The sequence below is a fragment of the Carnobacterium sp. 17-4 genome (assembly GCF_000195575.1).
Classification (GTDB): Bacteria; Bacillota; Bacilli; order Lactobacillales; family Carnobacteriaceae; genus Carnobacterium_B.
Map to the genome: position 1 here is coordinate 1337121 of NC_015391.1, position 26678 is coordinate 1363798.

Annotated in this window: 31 protein-coding genes and 1 tRNA gene; 2 read left to right on the forward strand and 30 right to left on the reverse strand. The window is 34.8% G+C overall.

Annotated elements, in window-relative coordinates; genetic code table 11:
• Positions 1 to 42: 42 nt before the first annotated feature.
• From fabK to CAR_RS06530, 19 genes are all read right to left on the reverse strand, one after another.
• Positions 43 to 1002, reverse strand: coding sequence for an enoyl-[acyl-carrier-protein] reductase FabK (gene fabK / locus CAR_RS06445; protein WP_013710923.1), 960 nt, complete (start codon positions 1000 to 1002; stop codon positions 43 to 45).
• Between the two features lie 25 nt (positions 1003 to 1027).
• A complete protein-coding gene (locus CAR_RS06450) occupies positions 1028 to 1258 on the reverse strand; it encodes an acyl carrier protein (protein WP_013710924.1) in 231 nt (76 codons plus the stop codon).
• Between the two features lie 74 nt (positions 1259 to 1332).
• A complete protein-coding gene (locus tag CAR_RS06455) occupies positions 1333 to 2307 on the reverse strand; it encodes a beta-ketoacyl-ACP synthase III (RefSeq protein WP_013710925.1) in 975 nt (324 codons plus the stop codon).
• 18 nt (positions 2308 to 2325) lie between these two features.
• Positions 2326 to 2775 carry a fatty acid biosynthesis transcriptional regulator FabT gene (fabT, locus tag CAR_RS06460; protein ID WP_013710926.1) on the reverse strand — a complete coding sequence of 150 codons (450 nt, stop codon included), beginning with the start codon at positions 2773 to 2775 and terminating at the stop codon, positions 2326 to 2328.
• A gap of 318 nt (positions 2776 to 3093) precedes the next feature.
• Positions 3094 to 3438, reverse strand: a complete 345-nt coding sequence (locus tag CAR_RS06465) for a DUF2187 family protein (RefSeq protein ID WP_041556349.1) — start codon at positions 3436 to 3438, stop codon at positions 3094 to 3096.
• A 179-nt stretch (positions 3439 to 3617) separates the two neighbouring features.
• Positions 3618 to 4055 (reverse strand): MarR family winged helix-turn-helix transcriptional regulator, encoded by a 438-nt coding sequence (locus tag CAR_RS06470; protein WP_013710928.1) that lies wholly within the window; start codon positions 4053 to 4055, stop codon positions 3618 to 3620.
• A gap of 851 nt (positions 4056 to 4906) precedes the next feature.
• Positions 4907 to 5473 (reverse strand): NADPH-dependent FMN reductase, encoded by a 567-nt coding sequence (locus CAR_RS06475; RefSeq protein WP_013710929.1) that lies wholly within the window; start codon positions 5471 to 5473, stop codon positions 4907 to 4909.
• A gap of 185 nt (positions 5474 to 5658) precedes the next feature.
• On the reverse strand, positions 5659 to 6216 hold the full coding sequence (locus CAR_RS06480) for an AAA family ATPase (protein ID WP_013710930.1): 558 nt from the start codon (positions 6214 to 6216) through the stop codon (positions 5659 to 5661).
• 41 nt (positions 6217 to 6257) lie between these two features.
• Positions 6258 to 6935 (reverse strand): CBS domain-containing protein, encoded by a 678-nt coding sequence (locus CAR_RS06485; protein ID WP_013710931.1) that lies wholly within the window; start codon positions 6933 to 6935, stop codon positions 6258 to 6260.
• A gap of 42 nt (positions 6936 to 6977) precedes the next feature.
• On the reverse strand, positions 6978 to 7535 hold the full coding sequence (locus CAR_RS06490) for a CDP-alcohol phosphatidyltransferase family protein (protein ID WP_013710932.1): 558 nt from the start codon (positions 7533 to 7535) through the stop codon (positions 6978 to 6980).
• Positions 7536 to 7716: 181 nt separating this feature from the next.
• Complete coding sequence (locus tag CAR_RS06495) at positions 7717 to 8394, reverse strand: lipoprotein (RefSeq protein ID WP_148229390.1); 678 nt, start codon at positions 8392 to 8394, stop codon at positions 7717 to 7719.
• A gap of 63 nt (positions 8395 to 8457) precedes the next feature.
• Positions 8458 to 8598, reverse strand: a complete 141-nt coding sequence (locus CAR_RS13170; protein ID WP_013710934.1) for a hypothetical protein — start codon at positions 8596 to 8598, stop codon at positions 8458 to 8460.
• A gap of 12 nt (positions 8599 to 8610) precedes the next feature.
• On the reverse strand, positions 8611 to 8865 hold the full coding sequence (locus tag CAR_RS06500; RefSeq protein ID WP_013710935.1) for a hypothetical protein: 255 nt from the start codon (positions 8863 to 8865) through the stop codon (positions 8611 to 8613).
• A gap of 278 nt (positions 8866 to 9143) precedes the next feature.
• Positions 9144 to 10052 (reverse strand): DUF975 family protein, encoded by a 909-nt coding sequence (locus CAR_RS06505; RefSeq protein ID WP_013710936.1) that lies wholly within the window; start codon positions 10050 to 10052, stop codon positions 9144 to 9146.
• Positions 10053 to 10261: 209 nt separating this feature from the next.
• Entirely contained in the window at positions 10262 to 11224 is a 963-nt protein-coding gene (nrdF, locus tag CAR_RS06510; protein WP_013710937.1) for a class 1b ribonucleoside-diphosphate reductase subunit beta, read from the reverse strand.
• A 15-nt stretch (positions 11225 to 11239) separates the two neighbouring features.
• Positions 11240 to 13423 (reverse strand): class 1b ribonucleoside-diphosphate reductase subunit alpha, encoded by a 2184-nt coding sequence (nrdE, locus tag CAR_RS06515; RefSeq protein ID WP_052303137.1) that lies wholly within the window; start codon positions 13421 to 13423, stop codon positions 11240 to 11242.
• Entirely contained in the window at positions 13410 to 13775 is a 366-nt protein-coding gene (nrdI, locus tag CAR_RS06520; protein WP_013710939.1) for a class Ib ribonucleoside-diphosphate reductase assembly flavoprotein NrdI, read from the reverse strand. Before nrdI ends, nrdE begins: the two co-directional genes overlap by 14 nt.
• Positions 13772 to 14005 carry a glutaredoxin-like protein NrdH gene (gene nrdH / locus CAR_RS06525; RefSeq protein ID WP_041556350.1) on the reverse strand — a complete coding sequence of 78 codons (234 nt, stop codon included), beginning with the start codon at positions 14003 to 14005 and terminating at the stop codon, positions 13772 to 13774. The genes nrdI and nrdH overlap by 4 nt, the downstream gene beginning before the upstream one ends.
• A 478-nt stretch (positions 14006 to 14483) precedes the next feature.
• Positions 14484 to 14557: transfer RNA gene (locus tag CAR_RS06530), tRNA-Arg, on the reverse strand.
• Between the two features lie 159 nt (positions 14558 to 14716).
• Between CAR_RS06530 and CAR_RS06535 the strand changes: the two genes are divergently transcribed.
• Positions 14717 to 15094, forward strand: coding sequence for a PH domain-containing protein (locus CAR_RS06535; protein ID WP_013710941.1), 378 nt, complete (start codon positions 14717 to 14719; stop codon positions 15092 to 15094).
• Positions 15095 to 15185: 91 nt separating this feature from the next.
• Here the strand turns inward: CAR_RS06535 and glnA (CAR_RS06540) are convergent, their stop codons facing one another.
• The 8 genes from glnA (CAR_RS06540) to CAR_RS06575 form a co-directional block, all read right to left on the reverse strand.
• Positions 15186 to 16526, reverse strand: a complete 1341-nt coding sequence (gene glnA, locus CAR_RS06540; RefSeq protein WP_013710942.1) for a type I glutamate--ammonia ligase — start codon at positions 16524 to 16526, stop codon at positions 15186 to 15188.
• A 43-nt stretch (positions 16527 to 16569) separates the two neighbouring features.
• Positions 16570 to 16962, reverse strand: a complete 393-nt coding sequence (locus CAR_RS06545) for a MerR family transcriptional regulator (RefSeq protein WP_013710943.1) — start codon at positions 16960 to 16962, stop codon at positions 16570 to 16572.
• 232 nt (positions 16963 to 17194) lie between these two features.
• The gene (glnA, locus tag CAR_RS06550; RefSeq protein ID WP_013710944.1) at positions 17195 to 18529 is read right to left on the reverse strand and encodes a type I glutamate--ammonia ligase; all 1335 of its coding nucleotides are present in this window, start codon (positions 18527 to 18529) and stop codon (positions 17195 to 17197) included.
• Positions 18530 to 18585: 56 nt separating this feature from the next.
• Positions 18586 to 18951 carry a MerR family transcriptional regulator gene (locus tag CAR_RS06555; protein WP_041556352.1) on the reverse strand — a complete coding sequence of 122 codons (366 nt, stop codon included), beginning with the start codon at positions 18949 to 18951 and terminating at the stop codon, positions 18586 to 18588.
• A gap of 108 nt (positions 18952 to 19059) precedes the next feature.
• Positions 19060 to 20316, reverse strand: coding sequence for a methionine gamma-lyase family protein (locus CAR_RS06560; RefSeq protein WP_013710946.1), 1257 nt, complete (start codon positions 20314 to 20316; stop codon positions 19060 to 19062).
• Complete coding sequence (gene hflX, locus CAR_RS06565; RefSeq protein WP_041556354.1) at positions 20313 to 21575, reverse strand: GTPase HflX; 1263 nt, start codon at positions 21573 to 21575, stop codon at positions 20313 to 20315. The genes CAR_RS06560 and hflX overlap by 4 nt, the downstream gene beginning before the upstream one ends.
• A gap of 43 nt (positions 21576 to 21618) precedes the next feature.
• Positions 21619 to 22572: a tRNA (adenosine(37)-N6)-dimethylallyltransferase MiaA gene (miaA, locus tag CAR_RS06570; RefSeq protein WP_013710948.1), complete on the reverse strand. Its 954-nt coding sequence runs from the start codon at positions 22570 to 22572 to the stop codon at positions 21619 to 21621.
• Between the two features lies 1 nt (position 22573).
• On the reverse strand, positions 22574 to 23305 hold the full coding sequence (locus CAR_RS06575; protein WP_041556356.1) for a glycerophosphodiester phosphodiesterase: 732 nt from the start codon (positions 23303 to 23305) through the stop codon (positions 22574 to 22576).
• Positions 23306 to 23454: 149 nt separating this feature from the next.
• On the opposite strand from CAR_RS06575, the gene CAR_RS06580 reads away from it, so the two are divergent.
• A complete protein-coding gene (locus tag CAR_RS06580) occupies positions 23455 to 23685 on the forward strand; it encodes an excisionase family DNA-binding protein (RefSeq protein WP_013710950.1) in 231 nt (76 codons plus the stop codon).
• Positions 23686 to 23821: 136 nt separating this feature from the next.
• On the opposite strand, the gene CAR_RS06585 is transcribed toward CAR_RS06580, so the two are convergent.
• The 3 genes from CAR_RS06585 to CAR_RS06595 form a co-directional block, all read right to left on the reverse strand.
• Positions 23822 to 24217: a rhodanese-like domain-containing protein gene (locus CAR_RS06585; protein ID WP_013710951.1), complete on the reverse strand. Its 396-nt coding sequence runs from the start codon at positions 24215 to 24217 to the stop codon at positions 23822 to 23824.
• 109 nt (positions 24218 to 24326) lie between these two features.
• Positions 24327 to 25436: a hypothetical protein gene (locus tag CAR_RS06590; protein ID WP_013710952.1), complete on the reverse strand. Its 1110-nt coding sequence runs from the start codon at positions 25434 to 25436 to the stop codon at positions 24327 to 24329.
• Between the two features lie 247 nt (positions 25437 to 25683).
• Positions 25684 to 26658, reverse strand: coding sequence for an ROK family glucokinase (locus CAR_RS06595; RefSeq protein ID WP_013710953.1), 975 nt, complete (start codon positions 26656 to 26658; stop codon positions 25684 to 25686).
• Positions 26659 to 26678 lie beyond the last annotated feature (20 nt).

Sequence of the window (26678 nt, forward strand, 5' to 3'; positions counted from 1 at the left end):
AACTCCTTTTAGCTTTCTAGTTATTTTTCACTTAAGTTCACCTTATTTTAAAATGAGGTTGGCTTGTTCTTTTATTACTTCTTGATATTCATGCATTAATTCTTGGATGATTTCATGACTACTTTGTTCTTTATTTACTAATCCAGCACTTTGACCAGACATAAATGATCCAGTTTCTTTATCGCCATCTATGACAGCTCGTCTCAAAGCACCTGTTCCAAGTTCTTCCAAACGATTAAAATCTGGATTTTCATCACTTGTGATGTCTTTTTCAATTTTTAAGTATTGGCGAGTTAGTTTGTTACGTAGGACACGTACTGGATGACCAGTAATCTGACCAGTAACCACAGTATCAATATCTTTTGCTTTTAATATGGCATCTTTGAAATTTTGATGAACAGTACTTTCGTGTGCAACAACAAAACGTGTTCCTAATTGGACAGCTGAAGCGCCTAACATAAACGCAGCTGCAACACCACGTCCGTCAGCAATACCTCCTGCCGCAATGACTGGAACAGAGACAGTATCAACCACTTGTGGCACTAAGTTCATAGTAGTTGTTTTACCAATATGACCACCAGCTTCCATACCTTCACAAATGATTGCATCTGCTCCTTCATTTACCATGCGTCGTGCTAAAGCAACTGAAGCAACTACGGGGATAACTACTGTACCCGCATTTTTAAATTGGCTCATGTATCTTCCAGGGCTACCAGCACCAGTCGTTACAACTTTAACATGTTCTTCACAGATAACTTTTACAACATCATCTACGTTAGGTGATGTTAATAGTACGTTGATACCGAAAGGTTTGTCTGTTAAACTTTTTGTTTCTCTAATCAGTTCTCGTACAATTTCACTTGAAGCATATCCACAAGCTAATATTCCTAGACCGCCAGCATTTGAAACTGCACTCACTAAACTAGGATTAGCAACCCAAGACATTGCGCCTTGTATAATAGGGTATTTGATTCCAAGTTTTTCAATTAATTCAGACTGCATACAGTACCTGCTTTCTTATGGGTGTTTATTTTTTAGCTAATTCAACTTCAACAAATGTTACGATATCTTGAACAGTTGTTAAACCTTCTTCAGATTCAATTTTAATATCAAATTCGTCTTCAATATCATTGATGATTTGGAATAAGTCTAAGCTATCTGCTTCTAAATCTTCACGGAAGTTTGTTTCTAATTGTACTTCTTCTTCCTCTTTGTCTAATTGGTCCACGATAATTGCTTGAATTTTTTCGAATGTCATTTTGTAATTCCTCCATTATAGTTGTTTTTTATTTTGCTTATTTTTTTAAGCCTAAGCGGGCTGGTATAACCTCTTTAAATTTGAATAAGTATGGAACCCCATGTGAGTCCTCCACCAAATCCAGTAAGAACGATTTTTTTCTTGCTTCCCAAAACTAAATCTCCATTTGTTATAAGTTCATCTAACAAGATTGGAATACTTGCAGCAGAAGTATTGCCATATTCAGCAATATTTGTTGCAAATGTTTCAGCAGGAATTTTCAGTTTTTTTGCAATAGCTTTTAAAATACGGTAATTTGCTTGATGAGCAACAATACAGTCTATCTCTTCAAGAGTATAATTTGAAGATTCCACAACAGTTCGAATACTTTCAGGAACACTTCGAATAGCAAAATCAAAAATTGATCTTCCATCCATTTGAAGATACTTATTTTTTTCGTCTTCTTTTGTATGAAAATTTGTGACCAAGTGACTGCCCGCTGTGAGAGATTCTCCACGACTTCCGTCAGAATGGATATCTTCTCCTAAAAAGCTATTTTCTGTTTCTGTTGCACCTAGCAATACGCCTCCAGCACCATCACCGAACAGAACTGCTGTACTACGATCCTGCCAATCAATGATTTTTGACATGACCTCTCCGCCAAGAACCATTCCGTATTTGAAAGTACCGCTTTGAATTAACTTCTCAGCAATCGATAAAGCATAAATGAAACCAGAACATGCTGCATTTACGTCAAAAGCCATTATAGGGTTTGCTCCTATATAATCTTGTACTAAACAAGCTGTTGAAGGACTTAATCCATCTGGAGTCATAGTCGCAACGATAATAAAATCTATTTCTTTAGCAGAAACACCTGTTTTTTCAAGAATGTCCATTGCGGCTTTACCACAAAGTACTGAAGTATTTTCACCCTCACTAATGTGACGTGTTTCTATACCTGTACGAGTTCTAATCCATTCATCATTGGTATCCATCATTTTTTCTAGCATCGCATTGGAAACTACTTTATGTGGAGTGTAACTTCCAGCACCCATAATTTTTGCTTTCATTAGAATTCAACTCTGTTCTTATAAATTATTTTTTGTGCGGTCTAAGAAAATATGAAGATTTTCTAAGCCTTTAATCAACATTTCTGCATCTTCTCGGTTTAAGCCTTCTAACGTCTCTTTAACCATATCTCGGTGAAATTTGTCGTGAAGACGATAAAGTAGCCGCCCTTTTTTAGTTAAGCCCAACTTAACGACTCTACGATCATTATCATTCCGAATGCGTTCAACGTATCCTTTTTTCACTAAATTATTAACAGAAACAGTTAATGTTCCCACAGTAACCGAAAGTTTTTTTGAAACTTCAGTTGTCGTATGAACACCATACATGCCGATAGCTTCGATTGTATGCATTTCTTTTATTGAAATATCTTTAAATGTGCTACTTTGAAGTGCACCTTCTTCAATTATCAGAATTTCATTAAATATCGTTACCAAGTAAGAATTAATTTCAGGAATTAATTCGTCCACACCAACTCCTCCGTTCTTTCAAATTAGCAATTAAGTTAATTACTTTGAACATCAAATTGTTTGACCATCAAACTATATTATTTTTTAGTGAATGTGTCAAGAATAAATATATTATTATTTTCATCTCATCAATCAAAACCTTTTAATACCAATGTCTATAAGTATTAAAATTATTTTGAATATCAAAGTAGTTTTTCAAAAAAAACAAAAAAACTCTCTTTAAAAAATCATGGAAAATTCTTATTTTTAATTTATTTCAGGAAAATTTAGAACAAAAAAAGAGTTGAGACAATTTGCCTCAACTCTTTTTTTGTTCTATTATTCTGTTTCACTAGATACGAATTCTTCTATATCTTTAAAGTTAACAATGGTTTTACTTTCCATTATGTCCTTCATTTTATCAGAAGATTTATCCCAATAGATTTCTACAACGGCACTATTATTCAATAATTTGATGATTGTTCCAGCCATTTTTTCGTCTCGGAATGAAAAAATAATTTTATCTCCTACATCTGGTCTAAATGAAGCTTTTATTTCGTCAATGATAACGATTGCTTCGTCATATGGTACGCCTAAAAGGGTCGCAATTCTTGATTTGCTGGCACCTTTTCGAAGTTCAACTTCTACTAAAGATTGAATTTCTTCGGTAATAACTTTCCCCATGTAAATCCCCTCATTTCTTTGGTTCTTAATTTGAGCGTATTCCAATAAAATGTTCTGCTAAAATTGATTATACCATATTTTGGCAATAAAATGAAGCTCTAGTACAAGTGAGTCTTTACATTTGATCCTAAACATGGAAAGGTCTGCGCTGCTTTCGTATCAATAATCTTATTTATTTTTTATTTAAATGAATTAGCATTGTACCCTACTTTTTTTAATAACTCTGTTAAAGTAGTTATTTCTTCTTCATTAAGTACACCAAACACATTTGAGATCAATCCTTCATGCTCTGGAAAAGCATTTTCCATAAAAGCCGTTCCTTTTTCAGATATTGAAATATTTGTTACACGTCGATCTTTAACAGAAGGACAGCGTTGTATGAAGCCTTTATTTTCTAACTTGTCTACAACATATGTGATACTGCTGCTGGCTAATAATATTTTTTTCCCAATATATTGAATCGGCTGATCTCCCTTGCTGTAAAGAAGCTCCAAAACTGAAAATTCGGTCGGATTTAATCCGTATTTTATCATATCTTTTTTTATAACATCTAGAACGCTTGAAGAAGATTTTAACAATACGGTTAACGCTTTTAATGCTTTAGTTGAGTCTTCCATTTTATCGGATCACCTTCCATTATGAACTTATCTATAAATACTTTTTTCAAAACTGAAATTATCTTTAATTCGAGATAAATATACCATTAAAAACGAGGAATTGTCAATCTATACAGGCTCAGCTAAAAAATATAGTAAAAAGAGGAACATCCTAAAAATTAGGATATTCCTCTTAAAACTGATAGCATGGTTCTAGCGAATCTCTGATATCAACTTCTACAAAGGTTGATCGTTTCAATTCTTTTAAACTAGAACTACATGCTGAATATATTAGCGCTCATTCATCCAGTACTTCTGATTGGTTTTCATTTAGAATGGTCATGCATTAGCAATCAACTAAATGAATGAGCTTGGATAAGATAGCTTTACTCGGCTATCTTTCCTAGAAGCCACTTTCACTAGCTTCTATAAAGAGCGTCATGCTCTCTTTATATGCATGTCTCTCTTTACATATATAATATATCATGTAAACGCTAACACGTCAATTAATGACTCCTGAAATTTAGATAAAAAAAAGGAGAGCCTCTTGTTAGAAGCCCTCCATTCATTTTGTAGCTAGTCCCATTTTTGTTTCTATTTTTCTATGCTTTATTTGCTAAATTGTCATTATGCACATGAACTCTATTTCCTTCATGTGGGGTTTGAATACTTCAGTCTTGACTTATTCTATTTCAGGAACTTAGCCACTCTATGAAATTGAGTTAATAGCGGTGAATCTACTATTAACTTTAGAGTCGATAGTTTATTGACTCTAATAAAGAAGACATTGTACCTTGTCCTTCTTTACACCATTATAATAACAAGAAAACGCTCTTATTTCAACTTTAATGATCGGAAATTTATCCTTTATTCTAACTTTTATTTCTTATTGGTTGCAGGGCTGTAGCCCAAGTATTTAGTTGAGTTAACATTGTATTTACTGCATTTTCATGTAAAGAAGCCGGCTTAAATTCATGCATATTTACAAAATCTGTAAAGATAGACATTGCTGTATGTGAGCGAACATCCGCTACTTGCAATTCAGCTAAAACAACACGTAAAGCTTCAGTAGCACGTACACCACCCGACGAACCATAACTAACGATTCCTGCTGCTTTGTTGTTCCATTCAGGATAAAGATAATCGATTGCATTTTTCAATGCCGCTGTTATGCCATGATTGTATTCAGGAGTAATAAAGATAAAACCATCTAATTCAGTTATTTTTTTAGACCAGGGAATAGCTTCTGGAGTAACATAATTTTGGCTACTTGATGCAGGAATTGGTTCATTATATAAAGGTAAATGGTATTCTGCAATGTCCACAATTTCGTAATGTGCATCTCCATGTTTGTCAGCTAATTCTTTTACCCATTGAGCTACTTGCAAGCTATTACGTCCAGGACGTGTACTACCCGTAATGATTCCAATTTTTATCATTTAGTTCTCCTCCTTAAATGAATGCGCTTAACCCACTAACTTAAAGTAACTATAGTCCAAACTATTTTACGCTGCAACTAATCTACCTTAACCGAAATTCCTTGTTCTATTTATCCTTATCCTAACTGTAGAAGAGAGTTTTGCAGCATTTAAGTTTTCATTATACTTTGAAGAAAATTAATCAATCATAAATTAAACCTAACTTTAATTATTTCTGCTGCTTCATTAGCACTTAAGGTAGTATTCGTTAGTTTGATATAGTGTTCTCTTTTAATTTCACCTTCAAATGAATTCAAGCGATGTGTTTTTATTGTTGCCTTTAATTCTTTTTCTGACAAATCAACATTTCTTTTTGTAGGCTTGTGCTCTAAACGATTTGAACTCTTATTTCGTTTTAATCTCTCTTCAATTTCGGATGCTAATTCAACAAAATAAATCGTTGCTCCTTTTGATTCAAATAGTTCACAAATACTTTCTACGTAGTCCCAATCCCTTTTTTGATCGAACGCCCATACATACGTGAATATTAAACCCTCTTGCTGAATATCAGATACTGCTTTAAACAGTTCCCATCTAAATAAATCGGATAGTTTCCACATTTCAGAACTAAATCCAAAATAGGGTTCTAGCAATTCAATTGTCATATGATTGTGAAATAATTTTAAATCCGTTTTCTTTTCCAACTCTTGTCCTACAGTCATTTTACCCACAGCTTGAGGCCCAAATATAAGTACAAATTTCATGAATTCCCTCCACAAATTTTATTTAATATCTTTTAACTCTCTTATAAATCGGAAGGAGTAATAATACCTAAAGGTGATTCTGATACTTTGCCATTCTCAGTTATGAGTAAAGCATCCAAACGCCTATCATTTTTCAATAGATCTGCAGCAACGTCAACAGACATATTTTTTTTAATAAACAAATAGTTATTTCTTCTCGTATCTTCTAAGACGATTTCTTCCACCATAGTTTTCTTCAAATAAATAGTTTCATCTTCTAATTGATTCGCTAACCACATCGTGATTCCTTTTTCCGTTAATAAACCAATCAATTCCTTATTTTTATACACCGGAAAATGAGTAAATTTTCTTTCACTAATGGTTGTTAACACTTTTGTAAATAAATCATCGAAATTAAACTGAACGACGTCACGTTTAAATAAAGGATAGACTTTTTCAGGACTTTTTATTTCATCTTCAATTTGTTCAATATGTTTGACTACATTATCTGTCGGTTGAGCAATATAACTATTCGGAATTAATTTTTTGTGCACCATAACATTTCTAAGATCCGCAAAAATTTGTAGATCATTCTTATATTTTTTTACGGCAGGATTGCGGTGTTCATTTTCATCTAATAAACGGTAAAATGGCTTTTTATATTCTTTTTCGTTATCTGAAAAACTCAAGAAATTATGGATACGATTAAAACTAGCAATAAAACGTTCTGCATTATTCATTTGGTTCTCCTTTCGTGATTTAATCACACATTAAATTTACTTTCAATTTTTTTGATACATAGTAAAGAACTCACGCCCATATAAGACAAATGAGAGTGTTAAGAAAAAACCAGTAATAATCATTAGGCTATTTGCAGTCGTTGTTTGGATACTAGGAAATGCCACCAAAAACGTCATGCACGCATAGAATACTGCGGTAGATACTTTCCCAAACCATTTAGCACCATCAAGTTTCTTACCTTGGCGATAAAGTAAAAAATTATTCACTGTCATAAATAGTTCTTTGGCTACAAACAAGGAAATAATGATCCACATTTTTTCATAATGAACTAGCAAACAAATAATGACGGCTACCTGAGTAAGCTTATCAGCAATCGGGTCGAGTAATTTTCCTAACTCCGTAATTTGATTAAATTTCCGAGCAATATACCCATCTAGCAAGTCCGTCAATCCTGAAAAAATAATGATTATTCCTGCAATATAGTAATCACCAATCTCTGTAGCTGTCAAGTACTGCATCATAAAGACCGGAATGAGCAATAGACGAACATACGATAAAATATTTGGAAGGGTTAGAAAATCTTTTGCTTGTAGTTTCATTTAACATCACCTCTCACATAGCATAATTACTTATGTATTAAGTTAATCCTACCACTTTTATTGCCACTTAAACTACTTTTATGAATTTTTTCAAAAAAATTCTGGTCAATAAAAAAAGCGCTCGATGGAATGCTGTGTATTTGCATTCCATCGGGCGCTTTTAGTTTAAAAAAGTAATGAATTATCTTTCTTCAAAATCAAACTCGTCAATTGTGTAAACTAAATTATTGATATCAGATGTACTGAAAAATGCTTCTTCATTTTCAGGTGGAATATTTAAGTAAATCGGCATCGCTGTATCCGGTTCTAACACTCCAAAAGATTCTTCTGTTAGATGGAAGGCTGCTTTGTCTAAAATAACATCTCCATCGACAGTACTAAAGCTTATCGTAATCTCGATATTTGTCATGGCTACTTCCATTCTGTTAACGATAATAAAAATGGCCTGCATCTCGCCAGTCTCACCTAAATACATCCCTGTGAAGTGAATTGCTACATCATTTTCGATACCAATATCTTCTGATTCTGCCATTCTCATTTCTATTTCTTGCAATACAGAATCACTTTCAAGTGTCAACCCTTGGTCTAATTCCATTTTTTGTGGCACAAGTGGAATAACCATATCTGTTGCTGTCTCACCTGTTGCACTAGAATCTACCATAGATTCTTCTGTAGCAATACTACTTGATTGAGAAGAAGCAACTGCAGAAGACTCTGAAGACATTTCGGAGCTCATCATACTTTCACTCGTTACTGCCGAACTCGTTTCACTAGAAGATGTCGACTCACTACCTCCTCCAATAAAATCACAACCTGCCAACAAAACTACTGCTCCTAGAAGCGTTAATATTTTTCTCATCTTAATCATCCTTCCCCTTTTTTCACTCTATTACCCTTTAAGTCTAATTTATTCCTACTTGTTTTATTCTTCAAAAGTAAATTCATCCAACTTAATTGATAGATTCTCATTTGTAATGGACAACAACAAACCTACTTTCCCCTTTGGAATCGTCATAGGAAGAACGGTATTTGGTTTTAACGAACCGAATATATCTTCTTTCAAAATAACAACATCTTAATCCCATGTCATTTCCCCATCTTTGTTGCTGTAACTCAGTGGATAACGAATATCATTCATAGCGATGTCTTCAATAGCACTTTCAATTGCGACTGAATCTTCTCCACTAGAAGCAGTTAATTGAGTGCTTGTCTTATCTTGAGTGCTTTCACTGCTCACAGAACTAGACATAATTTCTTCTGTTAATTTATCTACCAGTTTTCCAACACCGCATCCGGCCAAAACAACAATGAAAACGAGTAGAAATCCCAACTTTTCATTCTTTCTTAAGTACTGATTAGCATCAAGAAATGATCTTATGCTAATTAACCTTCCCTCCATTCTCTTTGGATTTTTGAAACTAGAGGATGTAATCTTTAAACATAAATATTTGTGAAAACTTATATTTAATTTTATTGTATCCTATCTTCCTTTGATAACAAAAAGATATACTCATAAACAGCGTTATTTATTTTACTATTTAGCAAAAAAACTAGCAAGAAATAATGTTTTTAACATTTATTTCTTGCTAGTTTTTTAAATTTTGACTTTTAAAAGTCTACGTCATCTAATTGTTTGCCTTCGTAATCCTCATTATAGTGATTATCATCCTTATTGTTGTTAGTTGGATGTACAGTGTTGTAAGCATCTCCATCTGTTAACGAGCGATAAAAGACTTGTTGAGAAGTTATACGGTAAGGTTCAATGTAGAAAGAAATCAGAATAACGAATAGCAAGATGGCTAAAAATGCCAATATAAAACCTAAAATAACAACGATTCCTTCATTAGGATTGGCTTCTAGTCTCGCATTAATCGTTTGAATACTCCCTAATGTAAACAAACCAAAAAGAACAAACGGTACGATGTACCACCAAATGAATGAGAGTTGTAATAGGAAAAATTTCCATTTATTACCTTTCATCATTTTACGACTTTGATCTAATGCCTCCATAATACTAATGGAAGGATTATCTTTCATTAGGTTCAATGCTTGACTGTAACTATAACTTTTAATAATACCTGGTATGATAAACAATAATGACCATAGCGTGATTAAAATAGTCATTACAATAATCAAACCTGTTGTTTTAAAGATACGTTCTTTCTTGAATGTTTGAAACATGCCTTCTATAGACAATTTTGCTCCATCTACCATGTCTAAAATATTCCAAGCATAACCAGCAGTCAGCAACCCAGAAATAAAACTAATCAATATACTAACAAGTGAAGTTAATAAACTTGCTGTAATTGTTGGTTCAACAGCCATTGTTGAATTATCTAAATTCCCTTGCATGACAGAATCAAGCATTGTAAATGAGCTTCCAGAACCAATCAAAGCAAAAATACCTTGGCTAATTGCACCTGTCAAAACAGAAATAATAATTAAATTTAAAATAGCAACTTTCCAATTTCCTTTTAATAATTTCTTCGCGGTTCTCTTTATTTCACGTCTTTCCATTTTTTCTCCTCCTTTTTACCAATCTTAATAACAATCTTATCATAACTGAAACTTTATTTCTTCACAATTATTAACCACCAGTCATTTGTTTGTTTTCATTTCCACAGTAAAAAACACCCTTGTTAAATTCATATCAGATGAATTTAACAAAGGTGTACTCTATTTAAACCAGTCCATTCGAAAATTCCAAATGAAAGCTTAATTTATTATTAAATAGTCCATTTTTCGTAATCATCAGTCTCCATAGACTCGACCATACCAAGTAGATACCCATTCCCGACTTGCGAGAAGAAGTCATGATTAGATGTACCTGTAGAAATACCGTTCATAATAACTGGATCTACATCATTAGCTGTATCTGGAAATAACGGGTCAAATCCAAGATTCTGCAATGCTTTATTTGCATTGTATCTAAGAAAAACTTTTACACGCTCTGTCCATCCAATTTCATCATACAGATATTCTGCATACTTCACTTCATTTTGATATAGTTTAAAGAGCAATTCATACGTCCAATTTTTTATTTCTTCTTTTTCGTCATCAGGCAACTGATTAAACGCAATTTGGAACTTGTACCCAATGTATGTTCCATGAACGGATTCATCCCGTAAAATCAATTTAATGATTTCAGCTACATTCGGCAACTTATTGTTTCCTAAATAATGCAGTGGGGCAAAAAAGCCTGAATAGAATAAGAAAGATTCCAACATGACACTAGCAACTTTTCGTTGCAAATCTGTTCCATTATGGTAGATATCATTAATGGTTGATGCTTTTAGTTGCAATAACTCGTCTGTATTTGTCCATTGAAAAATTTCATCAATTTCAAGTTTGCTATTTAGCGTACTAAAAATCGCACTGTAACTTTTCGCATGCATTGATTCCATAAACTGGATATTGTTGTAGACAGCTTCTTCATGTTGAGTACGGATAGATTGTTTTAACGACTGCACTCCATCTTGCGATTGAAGTGTGTCCAATAAGGTTAACCCGCCAAATACTTTACCAACCATGTCTTTTTCATTTTTTGGAAGTCGTGCCCAATCGTCTAAGTCATTCGATAATGGGATACGTGTATCCGTCCAAAATTGTTCTACTAATTTTTCCCATGTTAACTTATCAATCATGTCTTCAATGTTGTTCCAGTTAATGGCTGTATAGTTCGTTGTCATTCTAGTTCTCTCCTTTTAGATGGTACAGCTCTCACAAGCATTTGAACCAATTTCTTCTGAATTTTCGGTAAATGTACGAACGTAGTAAATAGATTTCACACCTTTTTTCCAAGCATAATGACGTAAGATATTTAAATCACGTGTCGTTTGTTTGGTTGTGCGTCCATTTTTCCACTCATACAACCCTTCAGGAATTTCAGAGCGTAAGAAGAGCGTTAAACTCATACCTTGATCAATGTGTTTTTGGGCTGCTGCATAAACATCAATCACTTTACGCATATCCATATCGTAAGCTGATGTGTAATACGGCATTGTGTCATTTGATAAGAAAGGTGCTGGGTAGTAAGTTTTCCCTGTCTTTTTCTCTTGACGTTCTTCGATTAAACGTGTGATTGGATGCAAACTAGATGATGTTTCATTTACGTAACTAATTGAACCCGTTGGTGCTACAGCTAAACGATTCTGATGGTATAAACCATCTCTCATTACAGCTTCTTTTAAAGCTGCCCAATCTTCTATAGTAGGCACTTGGATTCCATCGAATAAGTGTTGAACTTTTTCACTTGAAAAAACAAAATTTTCATTGATGTACTTATCAAAATAAGTACCATTCGCATACGATGATTTTTCAAAATTATAAAAAGTTGTGTTTCTTTCTTTCGCCACTTTATTACTAGATACTAACGTATAGTAATTTAATAGTTTAAAGTACACATCCGTAAATTCAACGGATTCTGGTGAACCATAGTGAATTTGATTTAATGCTAAATACGTGTGCAGTCCCATTGCGCCAAGACCAATCGTATGGTATTTATCGTTCCCGTTTTTAATTGACGGTACAGCGTCAATACTTGATTGATCAGTAACCATTGTTAAAGCCCGTACCATTGTGTCGATTGAGTTTCCAAAATCAGATGATTTCATCAAGTTTACAATATTAGTTGAACCAAGATTGCAGCTGATATCTGTTCCTAAATGCTCATATGTTTGATCGTTGTTGATCAGTGAAGGTTCTTGGACTTGCAAAATTTCACTACACAAGTTGCTCATTGTGATGGTTCCATAAACTGGGTTTTCACGATTTGCTGTATCGACGTTAATAATATAAGGATAACCAGATTCTTGTTGCAATTTAGATATTTCATTTTCTAATTCACGGGCACTGATTTTTGATTTGCGTATTTCTTCATTGTTCACCATGTTGTCGTATTCTTTAGTGATATCAATATAAGCAAATGGTTCCCCATAGATACGTTCAACATCATATGGACTAAACAAATACATTTGCTCATCATGTGCTGCTAATTCATAGAATTTGTCTGGCACAACTAGTCCAAGAGAAAGGGTTTTTACACGAATTTTTTCATCCGCATTCTCTTTTTTTGTTGAAAGAAACGAAACAATATCTGGATGGAAGACATTTAAATAAACGGCCCCTGCTCCATTACGTTGACCCAGCTGATTGGAATAGCTGAAACTATCTTCTAGTAATTTCATTACTGGAACGACTCCGCTGGAAGCATTGTCGATTTTTTTGATGGGATCGCCAGAAGCACGTAAATTAGATAAATTCACTCCAACTCCGCCTCCAATACGAGACAATTGCAACGCACTATTCACAACGCGACCAATACTGTTCATGTCATCTGTTGCTTGAATTAAGAAGCAAGAAACCAATTCTCCACGTCTTTTACGTCCAGCATTTAAAAATGTTGGAGTAGCAGGCTGGTATCGTTGGTTTACGATTTCATCCGCAAGTCTACTCGCCAATTCAGTGTCTCCATCAGCTAAATACAGTGCATTGAAAACGATCCGATCTTCATAGCGTTCTAAGAAACGTTCTCCGTCATTTGTTTTAAGGGCATATTGAGTATAAAATTTAAATGCAGACATAAATGAACGAAATCTAAACTTACGGCTATAGATGTCATCAAACAACGCACGCACAAATGCTCTGTCGTATTTTAATAAAAATTCTTCTTCTATATAATCTTCTTCAATTAAATAATTCAATTTTTCATCTAGTGTGTAGAAGAAAACTGTATTCGGATTTACGTGTTCTAAAAAATAAGCTCGTACAGCTTCACGATCCTTGTTTAAAGGGATTTTTCCATCTACAGGTCTATTCAGTTCATTGTTTAACTTAAAATACGTAACTTCTTTTGGCTTTGATGCTAATTTAGGTTTATCCAATTTCATTCACCGCTTTCTTTAGTTGTGCAACGTCTTCTTCGTTACCTTGGAATTCAAAGGTATGTAGCAATGGAACTTGATAATCATGTGCTAGATCTTTGGCTGTAAAAGCGAAAAGCTTACCAAAATTTAAATTCCCACCACCTGCTACTCCTTTAAAATTGTTTTTATTATCAGCTGTCTCAATAAAATCATTTAATATGTCCGTTGCTTCTTTATCATAGGTAGGGGTGACGATGATAAATGGTTCATTTAAAGCAAGATATGGATTCGTTGGCGTCAATTCCAGCGAATCCATATCTAATTTTTTAACAAACTTTCGTGTTTGGCCTGTTAAACTAATGTAAACAACTTTCATACTAATTGATCAAGGAGATCTGGGCGAAATCCATTAAATGCTTCTTGTCCTTCAACTGAAATAACCGGAACAGAGCTGAACCCAAGTTCTTTGACTTCATTTAACGCTTCTTCTGATTCAAAAATATCTTTTACTTCGTAAGATACACCTTTATCTTCTAAATATTTTTTAGTGAAATTACATTGCATACAGTTTGGTTTAGAGTAAACAATAATCGTTTTTTGAGCCATCATACATTCTCCTTTATGCTTCTTTTTTTAATGATCTTTCTTCTACTTCTCTATTTGTATTCTACACTTATTCTTCTCTACTGGCAAATAAATAAACCACTATATATAGTGGTTTTCCTATTGACATATTTGTTTTTTTCTATATGTAGTGTTCCGCAATATTGTTTGTGAATAATAAAGCGTAAAGAACCCTGAGTAGAATTGTATTCAAAAGTAGTTTCGTGTATTTTTCACATTTAAAAAAGAATAAAAAAAAAGATGAGAAAAATTTATTTTTTTTACCGTAAATTAATCCATCATTTCAAAAAAATATAGAATATTTTTACATTTTTTTGAATAATTCTTTTAAACTGTTTTAGAAATATGTAGATAAGTGTAACGATTATTTGGTGAATAATTTAAACGATATATTTTTTAATTTCAACATGAAAAAAAGTTAGAAAAGCTGACTGTTCAACTTTTCTAACTTTTTAATCGATGTCTCAGGAGAGATTCGAACTCCCGACCGTCCGCTTAGAAGGCGGATGCTCTATCCAACTGAGCTACTGAGACATGTACTAGCAACAAAATTAATTATAGGTAAAAATGAATAAAAAGTCAACACTTTTTACGAATTAATTTAATTTTTAGCAAAGAATGTTATTTTAATCAGTTGAATTTAGAAAAACCTCGGTTTACAATGGGTCCATAGAGTAGACAAGGAGGGTTTTCATGGGATTAATTGGTGGCCTTTTAGGAAATGCTGGAAATATCAGTGAGAATGAAGCTAGAAAAAAATTAGTTGGAGTTATTTTAGAGTCTGAAGAAATTGATTTAGCTTTTAAGTTAGTCCGTGATCTGATCATATTTACAAATAAACGGCTAATCATCATCAATAAACAAGGAGTTACGGGTAAGAAAACAACTTACCATTCTTTACCTTATAAATCGATCAGTCGATTTTTAGTCGAAACAACCGGACATTTTGATTTAGATGCTGAATTAAAAATTTTTATTTCGAGCGCCAACGAACCAGCTATCACATTACAGTTTACAAACGATAAACACATTACCACTATCCAACAAGCATTGGCTGTCGCTATTCTTTAGAGTACTGTAGTGTGATAAGAGCGTTTAGACCCAAATCAAATAGGGAAAAGGAGCTAGGAAATTTTTCCTAGCTCCTTTTTCCTATTCTATTTTAATACATTTTTAAGTACTGATCTCTCTCCCACTCAGTGACTTGCTCACGGAATGCAGACCATTCAATTTTCTTTGCATTCATGAAGTTTTCGTAGATGTGTCCACCTAATCCATCTTTAATAATGCTGTCATTAGCCAAGTATCCTAATGCCTCTTGCAACGTCCCTGGAAGATCATGAATACCACTTTCATGACGATCGTTTTCGCTCATTGCATAAATATTACGGTTAATAGGTTCTGGTGCTTTCATTTCCTTTTTTATGCCATCTAATCCTGCTTTTAATAAAACAGCCATAGATAGGTATGGATTTGCACTAGGATCGACGCTACGCAATTCCACTCGTGTAGACAGACCTCTTGATTGCGGCACGCGAATCAGCGGCGAACGATTACGACCGCTCCAAGCGATGTAGACGGGCGCTTCATATCCTGGCACAAGACGTTTATATGAGTTCACTGTAGGATTCACAATTGCTGTAAATGCTCTAGCATGGTCTAAAATTCCAGCTAAGAATTGACGTGCTGTCTCGCTTAATTCCATGTCACCATCTTTATCATAAAAAGCATTTCCCTCTTTAGTAAATAGAGACAAGTTAAAGTGCATACCTGATCCGTTCACGCCATATAGTGGCTTAGGCATAAATGTAGCGTGTAATCCATGTTTGCGAGCGACTGTTTTAACAATCAATTTAAACGTTTGAATGTTGTCACACGCTTCTATTGCACTGGCGTATTTCCAATCGATTTCATGTTGTCCTGGTGCAACTTCATGATGACTCGCTTCGATTTCAAAACCTAGATCTTCTAATTGCAATACGATATCGCGACGGCAATTTTCACCTAAGTCTGTCGGAGCTAAATCAAAGTAGCCTCCAGCATCATTCAACTCTAAAGTTGGTTCATCTTTTTCATTTAATTTAAAAAGGAAAAATTCAGGTTCAGGTCCTAAGTTAAAATCTGTGAACCCTAATTCTTTCATTTCTTTTAGTGTACGCTTTAAGTTAGAACGAGGATCTCCAGCAAAAGGAGTGCCATCCGGATTGTAAACATCACAGATTAGTCGAGCGATTTTACCAGCCCCTTCAGTCGTTTCCCATGGAAAAATCAACCAAGTATCTAGATCGGGTCTTAAATACATATCACTTTCTTCGATCCGTACAAATCCTTCAATTGAAGAGCCGTCAAACATCAATTCATTATCCAATACTTTTTTTAATTGACTAATGGGTACCTCAACATTTTTGATAACTCCTAAAATATCAGTAAACATTAGTCTCAAGAAACGGACATTTTCTTTCTTTGATGCTTCTTCTACTTCTTTTCTCGTAAACTTAACCATACACTTTTTCTCTCCTTTTGATTAACGTTTCCGCTATCTTATTTTATCCTATTCGATTTTGATCTAGAAATGAATGGTGTGTCTTAACACCCAAACCACTTACTGCTAAAAACTCATCGTGCAGTATTTTGCGAACATCATCATCTGTCATCACTTTAGACACTTCTTGTTCCCTAGCTTTTTCTTTGTTTTCTTGCAATTCATATATACGTTTGATGCCTGCCATATTGATTCCATCAGATAAATAATCTTTAATCTCAAGAAGAACATCAATGTCATTCAAAGAATACATTCGCCGATTTCCTTCATTACGTAATGGATGAATCAAATCTTGCTCTTCGTAGTAACGTATTTGTCGAGCAGATAAATCAGTCAGTTTCATAACTGTACCAATCGGAAATACCGATTGTGAACGCCGTAGTTCTTTCTCACTCATTCTAGTCCTCCTTTCGATTACTTTTATAGAATATCAGTCTTTTTTTTCGATGTCAACAAAAATATGCGTCGAATGTCAGAAAACCTAACATGATATAACGAACGTTAAAATTATATAAAATTCTTTCGTTCCGATTAAAAAGAAAGAATCGAACTATACCAATCGTTCGATTGCTAAAAAAGAACCTGTGAATAAGCTATTCACAGGTTCTTTTCGGATTTTATTAAATTGATCAATACAACGTTAGGTACTTATCTTTTTCCCACTCAGAAACTTGTTCACGATAAGCAGCCCATTCTACACGTTTGGCGCTAACAAAACTTTTGTAAATATGATCTCCTAATGCATTTTGCACAACTTTATCTTCTTGCAGATATTTTACAGCATTGTGCAAAGTAGATGGAAGATCTTTGATACCTTTTTTATATCTTTCTTCTGAAGACATACGGTAGATATTACGGTCAATTGGTTGAGGGACTTTGCTTTCTTTCTTCACGCCATCTAATCCTGATTGTAATAATACCGCTACTGCTAAATAAGGATTTGCGCTAGGATCTACGCTTCGTAACTCTATTCTAGTAGAGATTCCTCTTGAACTTGGGATACGTACGAGAGGTGAACGATTGCGAGCGCTCCACGCAATGTATACAGGCGCTTCATAGCCAGGAATCAATCGCTTATAAGAATTTACAGTCGGGTTACAAATCGCTGTGTATCCCAAAGCATGATCCAATATACCTGCTAAGAAGTGGTAAGCTGTTTTACTTAAACCTAGGTCATCCGATTCATCACACAAAACATTTCCTTCATTGTTAAACAAAGACATATTAAAGTGCATTCCAGAACCACTCACGCCGAATAAAGGTTTCGGCATAAAAGTGGCATGCAGACCATGTTTACGAGCAACAGTTTTAACAATCAACTTAAAGGTTTGGATATTGTCACAAGCTTCTATTGCACTCGCGTATTTCCAATCGATCTCATGTTGACCTGGAGCCGTTTCATGATGGCTGGCTTCAATTTCAAAGCCTAAGTCTTCAAGTTGCAATACAATGTCACGACGACAGTTTTCACCTAGATCTGTTGGTGCAAAATCGAAATAGCCGCCATTATCATTTAATTCAGTTGTCGGTTTTCCGTTTTCATCTAATTTAAATAAGAAAAATTCCGGTTCAGGCCCTAAGTTAAAATCTGTATAGCCTTGTTCTTCCATTTCTTTCAGAACACGCTTTAAATTGTTTCTAGGATCTCCTGAAAACGGCGTACCATCGGGATTATAAATATCACAAATCAAACGAGCAACTTTTCCGTTTACTTCTTCCCAAGGGAAAATCAACCAAGTAGATAAATCAGGGCGTAAAATCATATCACTTTCTTCAATTCTTACGAATCCATCGATAGAAGAACCATCAAACATCATTTTATTTTCCATAACTTTTTCTAATTGACTAATTGGAACCTCAACATTTTTGATGGTTCCGTCAATATCTGTAAACATCAATCTTAAATAACGAACATTTTGTTCCTTGGCACTAACTTCTATTTCTTTGCGTGTAAAATTCTTCATTTTGGTTATCTTTACTCCCTTTTATAATAGTTTTTTTATACTTTACTATGAAAAAATTAAAAGAAACGTGAAGGACCTTTTGGATTCATTCCTCGTAGAGCTAAAAATTCATCTTGTAAAATTCGACGAACGTCTTCATCTGTTAAAACAGATTGCTCTTCGTTTTCAACTTCTTTTTCTTTTAATTCATAGATACGTTTTATTCCTGCCATATTGATGCCATCTGCTAAATAGTCTTTGATTTCCAGAAGAACATCTATATCATTTAAAGAATACATTCTTCTATTCCCCTCATTACGTTCAGGAGAAATCAATTCTTGTTCTTCGTAATACCGAATTTGACGTGCAGATAAGTCCGTCAATGTCATGACTGTTCCAATTGGAAATACAGACATGGAACGCCTTAGCTCTTTCTCGTTCATGAGGATCCTCCCATCTAGCATATTACTACAGTAACAATCTCTTTTTAAAATGTCAAAAATCTTATATCTTTAGAGCCCGATTTTCAGCATAACAAATGATTATTTTTTTTATAATTGGAAAAATAATTCTTCTACAGCAGAACTGACCGCTAACTTGACGTGCTCATACGTCAAACCACCTTGGACATATAAGGTATATGGCGCACGAATAGGGCCATCAGCCGTTAATTCCATACTTGAACCCTGGATAAAGGTTCCTGCTGCCATAATGACATCATCTTCATAACCAGGCATATAGGCACCAATAGGAGAAACATGTGCATTGATAGGAGAATATTTTTGAATCGTCTGCGCAAATTTAACCATTTTTTCTTTGTCATTCAACGAAATCATTTGAATTAAATCCGTTCGCTTATCATCCCACTTTGGTGTACTTTCAATACCACAAGCATCTAAAAGTGCAGCTGTATAAACAGCTCCTTTTATGGCTTCACCAACAGTATGAGGAGCCATGAAAAATCCTTGATACATTTCTTGTAAGCTATATAAAGAGGCACCAGCTTCTCTACCAATACCGGGCGTTGTCAAGCGATACCCACAAGCATCAATCAGTTCTGTTTTTCCGACAATATACCCACCTGTTTTAGCTAAACCTCCGCCTGGATTCTTGATTAATGATCCCGCCATCAAGTCTGCTCCAACTTCGATTGGTTCTTGCCCTTCCACGAATTCCCCATAACAATTATCAACAAAGACAATGATTTCTGGATCGATCCCTTTAACAAATTGAATCATTTCTTCAATTTGGCTTATCGTAAATGACGGTCTGCTTGCATAACCTCTAGAACGTTGGATAGCTACCATTTTTGTTTTCGCATTTATTTTTTCTTTTACTGCTTCAAAATCCACTGTTCCATCCGACAATAAATCTACCTGATCAAATCCCATCTGGTATTCTTTAAATGATCCAATGCCATTTCCAGTAGCACCCACAATTTCAAGCAGTGTATCATAAGGAGTCCCCGTGATGTACAATAAATCATCTCCAGGGCGCATCACACCAAATAAAGCCGTCGAGATAGCGTGTGTCCCAGAAATGATCTGCGGTCGAACTAAACCCGCTTCAGCTCCAAAGACTTCAGCATATACTTCTTCTAAAGCGTCTCTTCCAAAATCATCGTACCCATATCCTGTAGAGGGGGTAAAATGTTGTTCCGTGATTTTTTTATTTCTAAAACTTTGCAAGACTTTATTTTGATTGAATAATGCTATTTCATGAATCTGATCATGGATAGGCTTGATTTTTTCTTCTACTGCTTTAATTTTTTCAATTAATTCGGGTGCATAGTTTTTGTTCCAACTCATGACGTTTGATTCTCTCCATTCCATTTCGACTCTACTTTCGCATAGCCTTTTACTACATAAACATTTTTTTCTTCATCGTATTCTTCTGATTCAACAAGCGTTTCTCTTTTTAAGCGAACCAACTGTTCTCCACGACTAACTTCAACTTCAATCCGGTAAGGGACCATCAATTCTTTCATTTTGTTCATGATCTCAGACAGCAATTGATTGATATCTTCAGGATCATTCGCCGAGATAAAAACATTAGGGAAAAGCGATGGATAGAATGCATCCTCGACGAGATCTTTTTTATTGTACACTGTGATCATTGGAATAGATTCCATACCTAATTCTTTCAACAGTTGAACTACTGTCTGTTCATGTCCAGCCATATTTTCAGCAGAAGCATCTACTACATGCAGCAACAGGTCGACGCCCTTCGTTTCTTCTAAAGTTGATTTAAAGGATTCAATTAATTGGGTTGGCAAATCTTGAATAAAGCCAACGGTATCTGTTAATGTAACCGTCATTCCACTTGGCAACAATAATTGCCGAGTCAAGGGATCTAAGGTCGCAAACAATTGGTTTTCTTCGTACGTATCTGCTTGAGTCAACTTATTTAACAAGGTAGATTTCCCAGCATTTGTATACCCCATTAAACCAATTTGAAAAGTTCCGCTCTCCTTGCGTTGTTCACGCGTACGGCTTCGGTGTTTTTCGGTTTCAGCAAGATCTCGTTTGATATCAGTAATTTGATCACGAATATGACGACGATCCGTTTCCAATTTTGTTTCCCCTGGACCACGTGTTCCAATTCCTCCACCTAACCGTGACAAATTGATTCCTTGACCGGCTAATCGCGGCAACAAGTATTGCAATTGAGCTAACTCAACTTGTAATTTACCTTCTTTACTTTTAGCCCTCATTGCAAAAATATCTAAAATCAATTGAATACGGTCAATCACTTTTACGTCATCCAAAAGAAGTTTTTGAATGTTTCTTGTTTGTCCAGGTGTTAAACCTTGATTAAAGATAACAGTGTCTGCTTCTAGTTCATCCACTAAAGAAATCAACTCTTCCATTTTCCCTTTGCCTAAAAAGGTACGTGAATCGACTCGATCTCTTTTTTGAGTAAGTTCCCCTACTACTTCTCCAAGAGCAGTTTCTGTCAATTGTGCCAATTCTGTCAACGAATAACGGAAATCTTGATCGCTTTCTCTTGTTTGCACCCCTACAAGGATGACGCGTTCTACTGTTTCAGCTGTTTCTTTTGTTTCCATTCCGCTCACCTTCTATTCTAGTATTTTAATGACGTTAATAAACTTATTCTTTTAAAAATCTTTTCACTTCGTTTTTGATGTGTTCCTCTTCTTCAAGAGAAGCCAATAGATCAAACCATTCTACGTTTTCTAATCTATTTTTAAACCACGTAAGCTGACGTTTAGCGTATCTTCTTGAGTTCTGTTGGATCGCTTCTTGCGCTTCTTGTAAAGTAGCTTTTTTTTCAAAATAGGGAACCAATTCTTTGTACCCAATCCCTTTTGAAGCTTGGGCATCCGGTAATTGTTGTTGATACAGCCACTCAGCTTCTTGAATCAATCCTGCTTCAAGCATGTGCTCTACACGAAGATTGATTCGCTTATACAATTCTTCTCGTTCAGTCGTTAACCCGATAATTTTAGCATCATAGAGCAGTTCTTTCTCTTGGCGTTCACTTTGATAACTGGAAAAAGGTTGACCAGTTACATGATAGACTTCAAGAGCTCGAATGATACGCCGACGATTATTAAAATGGATGTTTTCAGCAGCAACAGGATCCACTTTAATTAACTGTTCCCATAAATAGTGATTCCCTTTTTCTATAGCTAATGCTTCTTGAGCTTCACGAAAAGCGAGATCATTCTCGCCACTGCCGCCAAAGGTTACATCATATAGCAACGATTCAATATACAACCCTGTGCCACCAACAATAATTGGTACTTTTCCTCTAGCAGAGATCTCCTCAATCAAAAACCGCGCTCGCTTTTGAAAGTCGGATACTGCATAACTTGTTGTGACATCTACTTCATCAATCAAGTAATGCGGGATTTCTTGTTGTTCTTCTTTGGAAACTTTAGCTGTTCCAATAGTTAAGTTGCGGTAAATCTGCATAGAATCGCCACTAATAACCTCACCATTGACAGCTTTAGCTAAGAAAATACTTAAACTTGTTTTTCCAACAGCCGTTGGTCCTACGATGATAATAATTTTTTTCTTTTTCACGCTATTCTCCTTCATATTACAAATTATTTCTAATCTCAAGAGCCTTTTGAGGGTAATCAGTAATAATACCTGCTACTTGTTTGCTTAAACAAAATTGGATGTCTTCACTTTTATTGACAGTCCAGACACGTACCGGGATCTCTGGCGCTCGAAAAAGGCTAATGCTTCTGAACCAACTCAATTGAGGATGCCACATCCTAACCGGAATATCCGAACCTAAAAAAGCAATGTTTTCGCCACTATTTTTAAATAAGAGAGCGATCTTACAAGAAGAATCCACTCTTTTTAGTCGAATTAATGTTTGATAATTAAAACTAGAATATTCTACAGTAAACGACCAATTTTTTTCAGCTACAAAGGCTATTACTTTTTCCTCAATACCGGGATATGAATAACAATCTGTTTTGAGCTCAATATTGACTAATCCTTTGTAATCTATTTTTTCAAGAAAATAAAAAACTTCCTTTAATGTTGGAATACGACAATTGCTGTATTCAGGCGCAAACCAATTACCTGCATCCATTTTTTTCAGTTCCGTTAACGTTAAATCTTTAACTTTTCCTTTTCCACTTGTTGTACGATCAACAGTTTCATCATGAATAACGATCATTTCTTTATCTAAACTTAAATGTACATCTATTTCAAGGCCATCGCTTCCCACTCGAACAGCTTCTTCGATTGCTTCTAATGTATTCTCTGGATGTGTTCCTTTGCTTCCACGATGAGCGATAATTTTCGTTTGGTTCATGACGTATAGTCCCTCCATTGCTTACATTCTTAATAATTATAGCATATTTCTATTCTATGCCCTATAGATAGCTCAATTTCATCCTATGAAATAGTCGTCTTTTTCTTTAAATTATTGTACAATAGAGTCTGTCAGAAGGAGGAATCGAGATGTATTTAACGATTGAAGAAACCGCAGAATATTTAGACCTGTCCATCACCGATATTACACGTCTTATTCGCGAAAAACAGATTCGCACCTTATCAGATGGCGAAACCATTTTAATTTATAAAGAACAATTCAATTTATATTTACAGGAAATTGAAAAATACAAAAAAGATTTACAAGATTATTTAAACGAACCTATTCCTGAAGATATTGATATAAAAGACGAAGATTAAATTAATTGAAGGAGCTTGTTAGTTCTATTTCCTAGCGACTTGGTTGGAATAAACATTTGTATATAGAAAACGAGGCTGGGATTTTTGTCCCAGCCTCGTTTTCTTGACTATTAAATTCAATCGTTTAGTTTATATGTTATTGTGTTGCTTTCGTTTTTCCAGTCCAATCACGATAACCGCCTTTAAGATGGTGAATATCCGTGTGGCCTTCCTTACGCAAACGAACAGCCGCTCGTAAACTAACTGCTTTATTGTGATCATAAAGATAAACAGGTTGGTCTTTTCTTATTTCAACGATACGTGTTTTTAAAGTTGAATACGGAATATTTCTAGCTCCTAAGATGTGCCCTGCATCATAATCTTTTTTCTCACGGACATCAATTAATTGAACTTTTCGCATGTCTTTTTTAAACTCTTCCTCTGTTAATTCAATTGAAGCATTTTTGCGTCTGAAATAACTATAGATTTCGTAACCTGCCCATACAATAATGATGATCCATAAAACGATATTAATCATTTGACCTGTATCCAATTCTTACTTACCCCTTTCAACTCTTTCTACAGGGATAATTGTACACAAGAACGGGCTCTTTTACTAGCTTTTTTTATTACCATTGTTTTTTACAGACTTTATCATGCACTTAATTAGGCATACTAATCAATGAATAGATTTTTTGCGCTTCTATATCTATAACACTTTCAAAACGCCAACCATATAAGCTATACTTGCCATTTTTCGACATGGAAATCGGAGCATTATCTGGCAGATCTAAAATGGGTTTAATCGTCTTTCCATCAAAATCCAACTGCCCAAATTCAAAAGCCCCTGTTTCAAGTTCTAATTTCACCGCTTCTTTTGCAAACACTCCGTAAACAGGGGTATTTCTTGCAGCCTGACTTAGATAAGGAAAGACCAGACGATCGTTCATTGTTACTTTAGGGATTGCCATAAATGACTGATCCACCATAAAAGGGTATTGGTAGTTCAATAGTAATTCATCATCTGAAAAATCAGAAGGTGTGTAGGTAATAAAAGTATCCTCATGAACAAAAAAATTAGAAACCTGACTCTTTAATCGTAAAGATTCATTCGTTCGAGTATCCCCCATATAAAGATCACCCGTTTCAAGAGAAAAATCATCTTTATTATCTACATATAAATACAAATTAGAAGAATACCAGGCAGGGGTCAACGAAGCAGAAGGAACGGGTACAACCTCATTAGTCTCAACGTTCCAATTGCCAACAACTATTTCTGCTTCTGACTGATAATAAGAAATGAAAATCTGATTTTGATTTGCTGGGTTCCAGTTTACGTTAACAAATCCTTTAGTCACTAATGGCAATTTTTGTATAACCGTTCCATTTAGGTCAACTATTCTTAACTCTCCACCATCTTCACCAACAACTTGAATTAACACTTGTTGCTGATCTTCTGAAATAACAGCGGTTAAAATAATGGCATCCGCTTCATAGACAGGCTTGATCTCACCCGTAAAAATATTAAAAATAGATAAGCTGTCATTATTCACTTCACCAGTGTGTAACAAAACGTCTTCATCTGACATCCATCCAATCACTTTTCTAAAACTTTCATACTCTATTGGGATTTCCTTATACGACAAAGGATTTTTTTCTGGGTCAGGAGCTTCCGTCGGTTGTTTTTTAGTGCAACTTATTAAAAATAAGGTCGCGGAAAAAAGTAAAATAACTAAGCTAAAAATGATATACTTTTTCTTTTTTCTTTTCATTCTAATCACCTTATTTTTGATTTATTTAGGATTCTCCCTCTCGAAAGTATTCTTATCATCTCGTTAGATTATAACATATGCTATACGTTTAAACACTCATTATCCTTTATATAACAGCATCAATGAATGTATCCCCATACAAAAACAACCTTCTAGATACATAAAAAAAGACAATTTCGGCGGTTACCGAAGTCGTCTTTTTTTATTCAATATAGTTCTATTTTTAACAGCTAAAGAGATGATTAAATTAAAGAGTTCCATTCAAATGTTCTTTAATTAATGAACTGGCTCCAACTACACCTGCATTGTTTCCTAATTGAGCTAATCTAATTTTTGTCGTTTCACGAATAGTTGGATAAGTAAATTTATCAAAATATACTTTGATTTGATCAACTAAGAATACTCCAGCATTAGAAACACCTCCGCCAATTACAATGGTAGATGGATTTAACGTATTTGCAACACTCGCACATGCTAAGCCTAAAAAGTAAGCTACTTTTTCTACCACTAGAACAGCTAATTTGTCATTTTCTTTCGCAAAATCAAAAACATCTTTGGCAGTTATTAATTGACCATCGTCAATATTGTATTTCAATTGTGATTCGCCAGCGTAATCTTCTGAAAAGTCTCTAGCTAAACGCACAACTCCTGTAGCACTTGCTACAGTCTCCAGACAACCTTTCTTTCCACATGTACAGTCGTATCCTTCTGGATCCACTGTAATATGTCCAAGTTCTCCTGCAGCACCAGCAACACCATGAATTAACCGTCCACCAGCAATAATTCCACCACCAACACCAGTTCCTAAAGTGATAAACACGACATCTTCTTCATTTGCTCCAGCGCCCTTCCAGCGTTCGCCAAGAGCCGCTACATTTGCATCATTATCGATAGCAAATGAAATTCCAGTGCCTTCTTCGATTATTTTTTTAACCGGCTGGCTTGTTTTCCAATTCAAGTTATATGCACCAATAACGGTTCCGGCTTTACGATCAACCGTTCCGGGCGATCCCATCCCGATTCCAATGAAGTCATCTGGAGTTAATTGATATTTTTCAAGCTGCTCATTGATCGATTCAACAATAGCTGGAACAATTCGTGATCCGTTTTCAGTTGTGTCTGTTACAAGACTCCATTTTTGTTGAATATCCCCTTCACTTGTTAGAATAGCAAATTTTACAGTTGTTCCACCTAAATCGATTCCAATGATTTTTTTTGTCATAATACTTCTTCCTCCACATT

Excerpts from the sequence above, each read along its gene's own strand:
- glnA (WP_013710942.1), bottom strand. The coding sequence starts at position 16,526 with ATGGTTAAGTTTACGAGAAAAGAAGTAGAAGAAGCATCAAAGAAAGAA.
- nrdH (WP_041556350.1), bottom strand. The coding sequence starts at position 14,005 with ATGGCTCAAAAAACGATTATTGTTTACTCTAAACCAAACTGTATGCAA.
- CAR_RS06535 (WP_013710941.1), top strand. The coding sequence starts at position 14,717 with ATGGGATTAATTGGTGGCCTTTTAGGAAATGCTGGAAATATCAGTGAG.
- CAR_RS06545 (WP_013710943.1), bottom strand. The coding sequence starts at position 16,962 with ATGAGTGAGAAAGAACTACGGCGTTCACAATCGGTATTTCCGATTGGT.
- glnA (WP_013710944.1), bottom strand. The coding sequence starts at position 18,529 with ATGAAGAATTTTACACGCAAAGAAATAGAAGTTAGTGCCAAGGAACAA.
- CAR_RS06455 (WP_013710925.1), bottom strand. The coding sequence starts at position 2,307 with ATGAAAGCAAAAATTATGGGTGCTGGAAGTTACACTCCACATAAAGTA.
- CAR_RS06450 (WP_013710924.1), bottom strand. The coding sequence starts at position 1,258 with ATGACATTCGAAAAAATTCAAGCAATTATCGTGGACCAATTAGACAAA.
- CAR_RS06490 (WP_013710932.1), bottom strand. The coding sequence starts at position 7,535 with ATGAAACTACAAGCAAAAGATTTTCTAACCCTTCCAAATATTTTATCG.
- CAR_RS06505 (WP_013710936.1), bottom strand. The coding sequence starts at position 10,052 with ATGGAAAGACGTGAAATAAAGAGAACCGCGAAGAAATTATTAAAAGGA.
- nrdE (WP_052303137.1), bottom strand. The coding sequence starts at position 13,423 with ATGAAATTGGATAAACCTAAATTAGCATCAAAGCCAAAAGAAGTTACG.
- CAR_RS06560 (WP_013710946.1), bottom strand. The coding sequence starts at position 20,316 with ATGAGTTGGAACAAAAACTATGCACCCGAATTAATTGAAAAAATTAAA.
- CAR_RS06575 (WP_041556356.1), bottom strand. The coding sequence starts at position 23,305 with ATGAACCAAACGAAAATTATCGCTCATCGTGGAAGCAAAGGAACACAT.
- CAR_RS06475 (WP_013710929.1), bottom strand. The coding sequence starts at position 5,473 with ATGATAAAAATTGGAATCATTACGGGTAGTACACGTCCTGGACGTAAT.
- nrdI (WP_013710939.1), bottom strand. The coding sequence starts at position 13,775 with ATGAAAGTTGTTTACATTAGTTTAACAGGCCAAACACGAAAGTTTGTT.
- CAR_RS06470 (WP_013710928.1), bottom strand. The coding sequence starts at position 4,055 with ATGGAAGACTCAACTAAAGCATTAAAAGCGTTAACCGTATTGTTAAAA.
- nrdF (WP_013710937.1), bottom strand. The coding sequence starts at position 11,224 with ATGACAACGAACTATACAGCCATTAACTGGAACAACATTGAAGACATG.
- CAR_RS06480 (WP_013710930.1), bottom strand. The coding sequence starts at position 6,216 with ATGAAATTTGTACTTATATTTGGGCCTCAAGCTGTGGGTAAAATGACT.
- CAR_RS06595 (WP_013710953.1), bottom strand. The coding sequence starts at position 26,658 with ATGACAAAAAAAATCATTGGAATCGATTTAGGTGGAACAACTGTAAAA.
- CAR_RS06495 (WP_148229390.1), bottom strand. The coding sequence starts at position 8,394 with ATGAGAAAAATATTAACGCTTCTAGGAGCAGTAGTTTTGTTGGCAGGT.
- CAR_RS06485 (WP_013710931.1), bottom strand. The coding sequence starts at position 6,935 with ATGAATAATGCAGAACGTTTTATTGCTAGTTTTAATCGTATCCATAAT.
- CAR_RS06555 (WP_041556352.1), bottom strand. The coding sequence starts at position 18,951 with ATGAACGAGAAAGAGCTAAGGCGTTCCATGTCTGTATTTCCAATTGGA.
- CAR_RS06465 (WP_041556349.1), bottom strand. The coding sequence starts at position 3,438 with ATGGGGAAAGTTATTACCGAAGAAATTCAATCTTTAGTAGAAGTTGAA.
- CAR_RS06590 (WP_013710952.1), bottom strand. The coding sequence starts at position 25,436 with ATGAAAAGAAAAAAGAAAAAGTATATCATTTTTAGCTTAGTTATTTTA.
- miaA (WP_013710948.1), bottom strand. The coding sequence starts at position 22,572 with ATGAAGGAGAATAGCGTGAAAAAGAAAAAAATTATTATCATCGTAGGA.
- hflX (WP_041556354.1), bottom strand. The coding sequence starts at position 21,575 with ATGGAAACAAAAGAAACAGCTGAAACAGTAGAACGCGTCATCCTTGTA.
- CAR_RS06580 (WP_013710950.1), top strand. The coding sequence starts at position 23,455 with ATGTATTTAACGATTGAAGAAACCGCAGAATATTTAGACCTGTCCATC.
- fabK (WP_013710923.1), bottom strand. The coding sequence starts at position 1,002 with ATGCAGTCTGAATTAATTGAAAAACTTGGAATCAAATACCCTATTATA.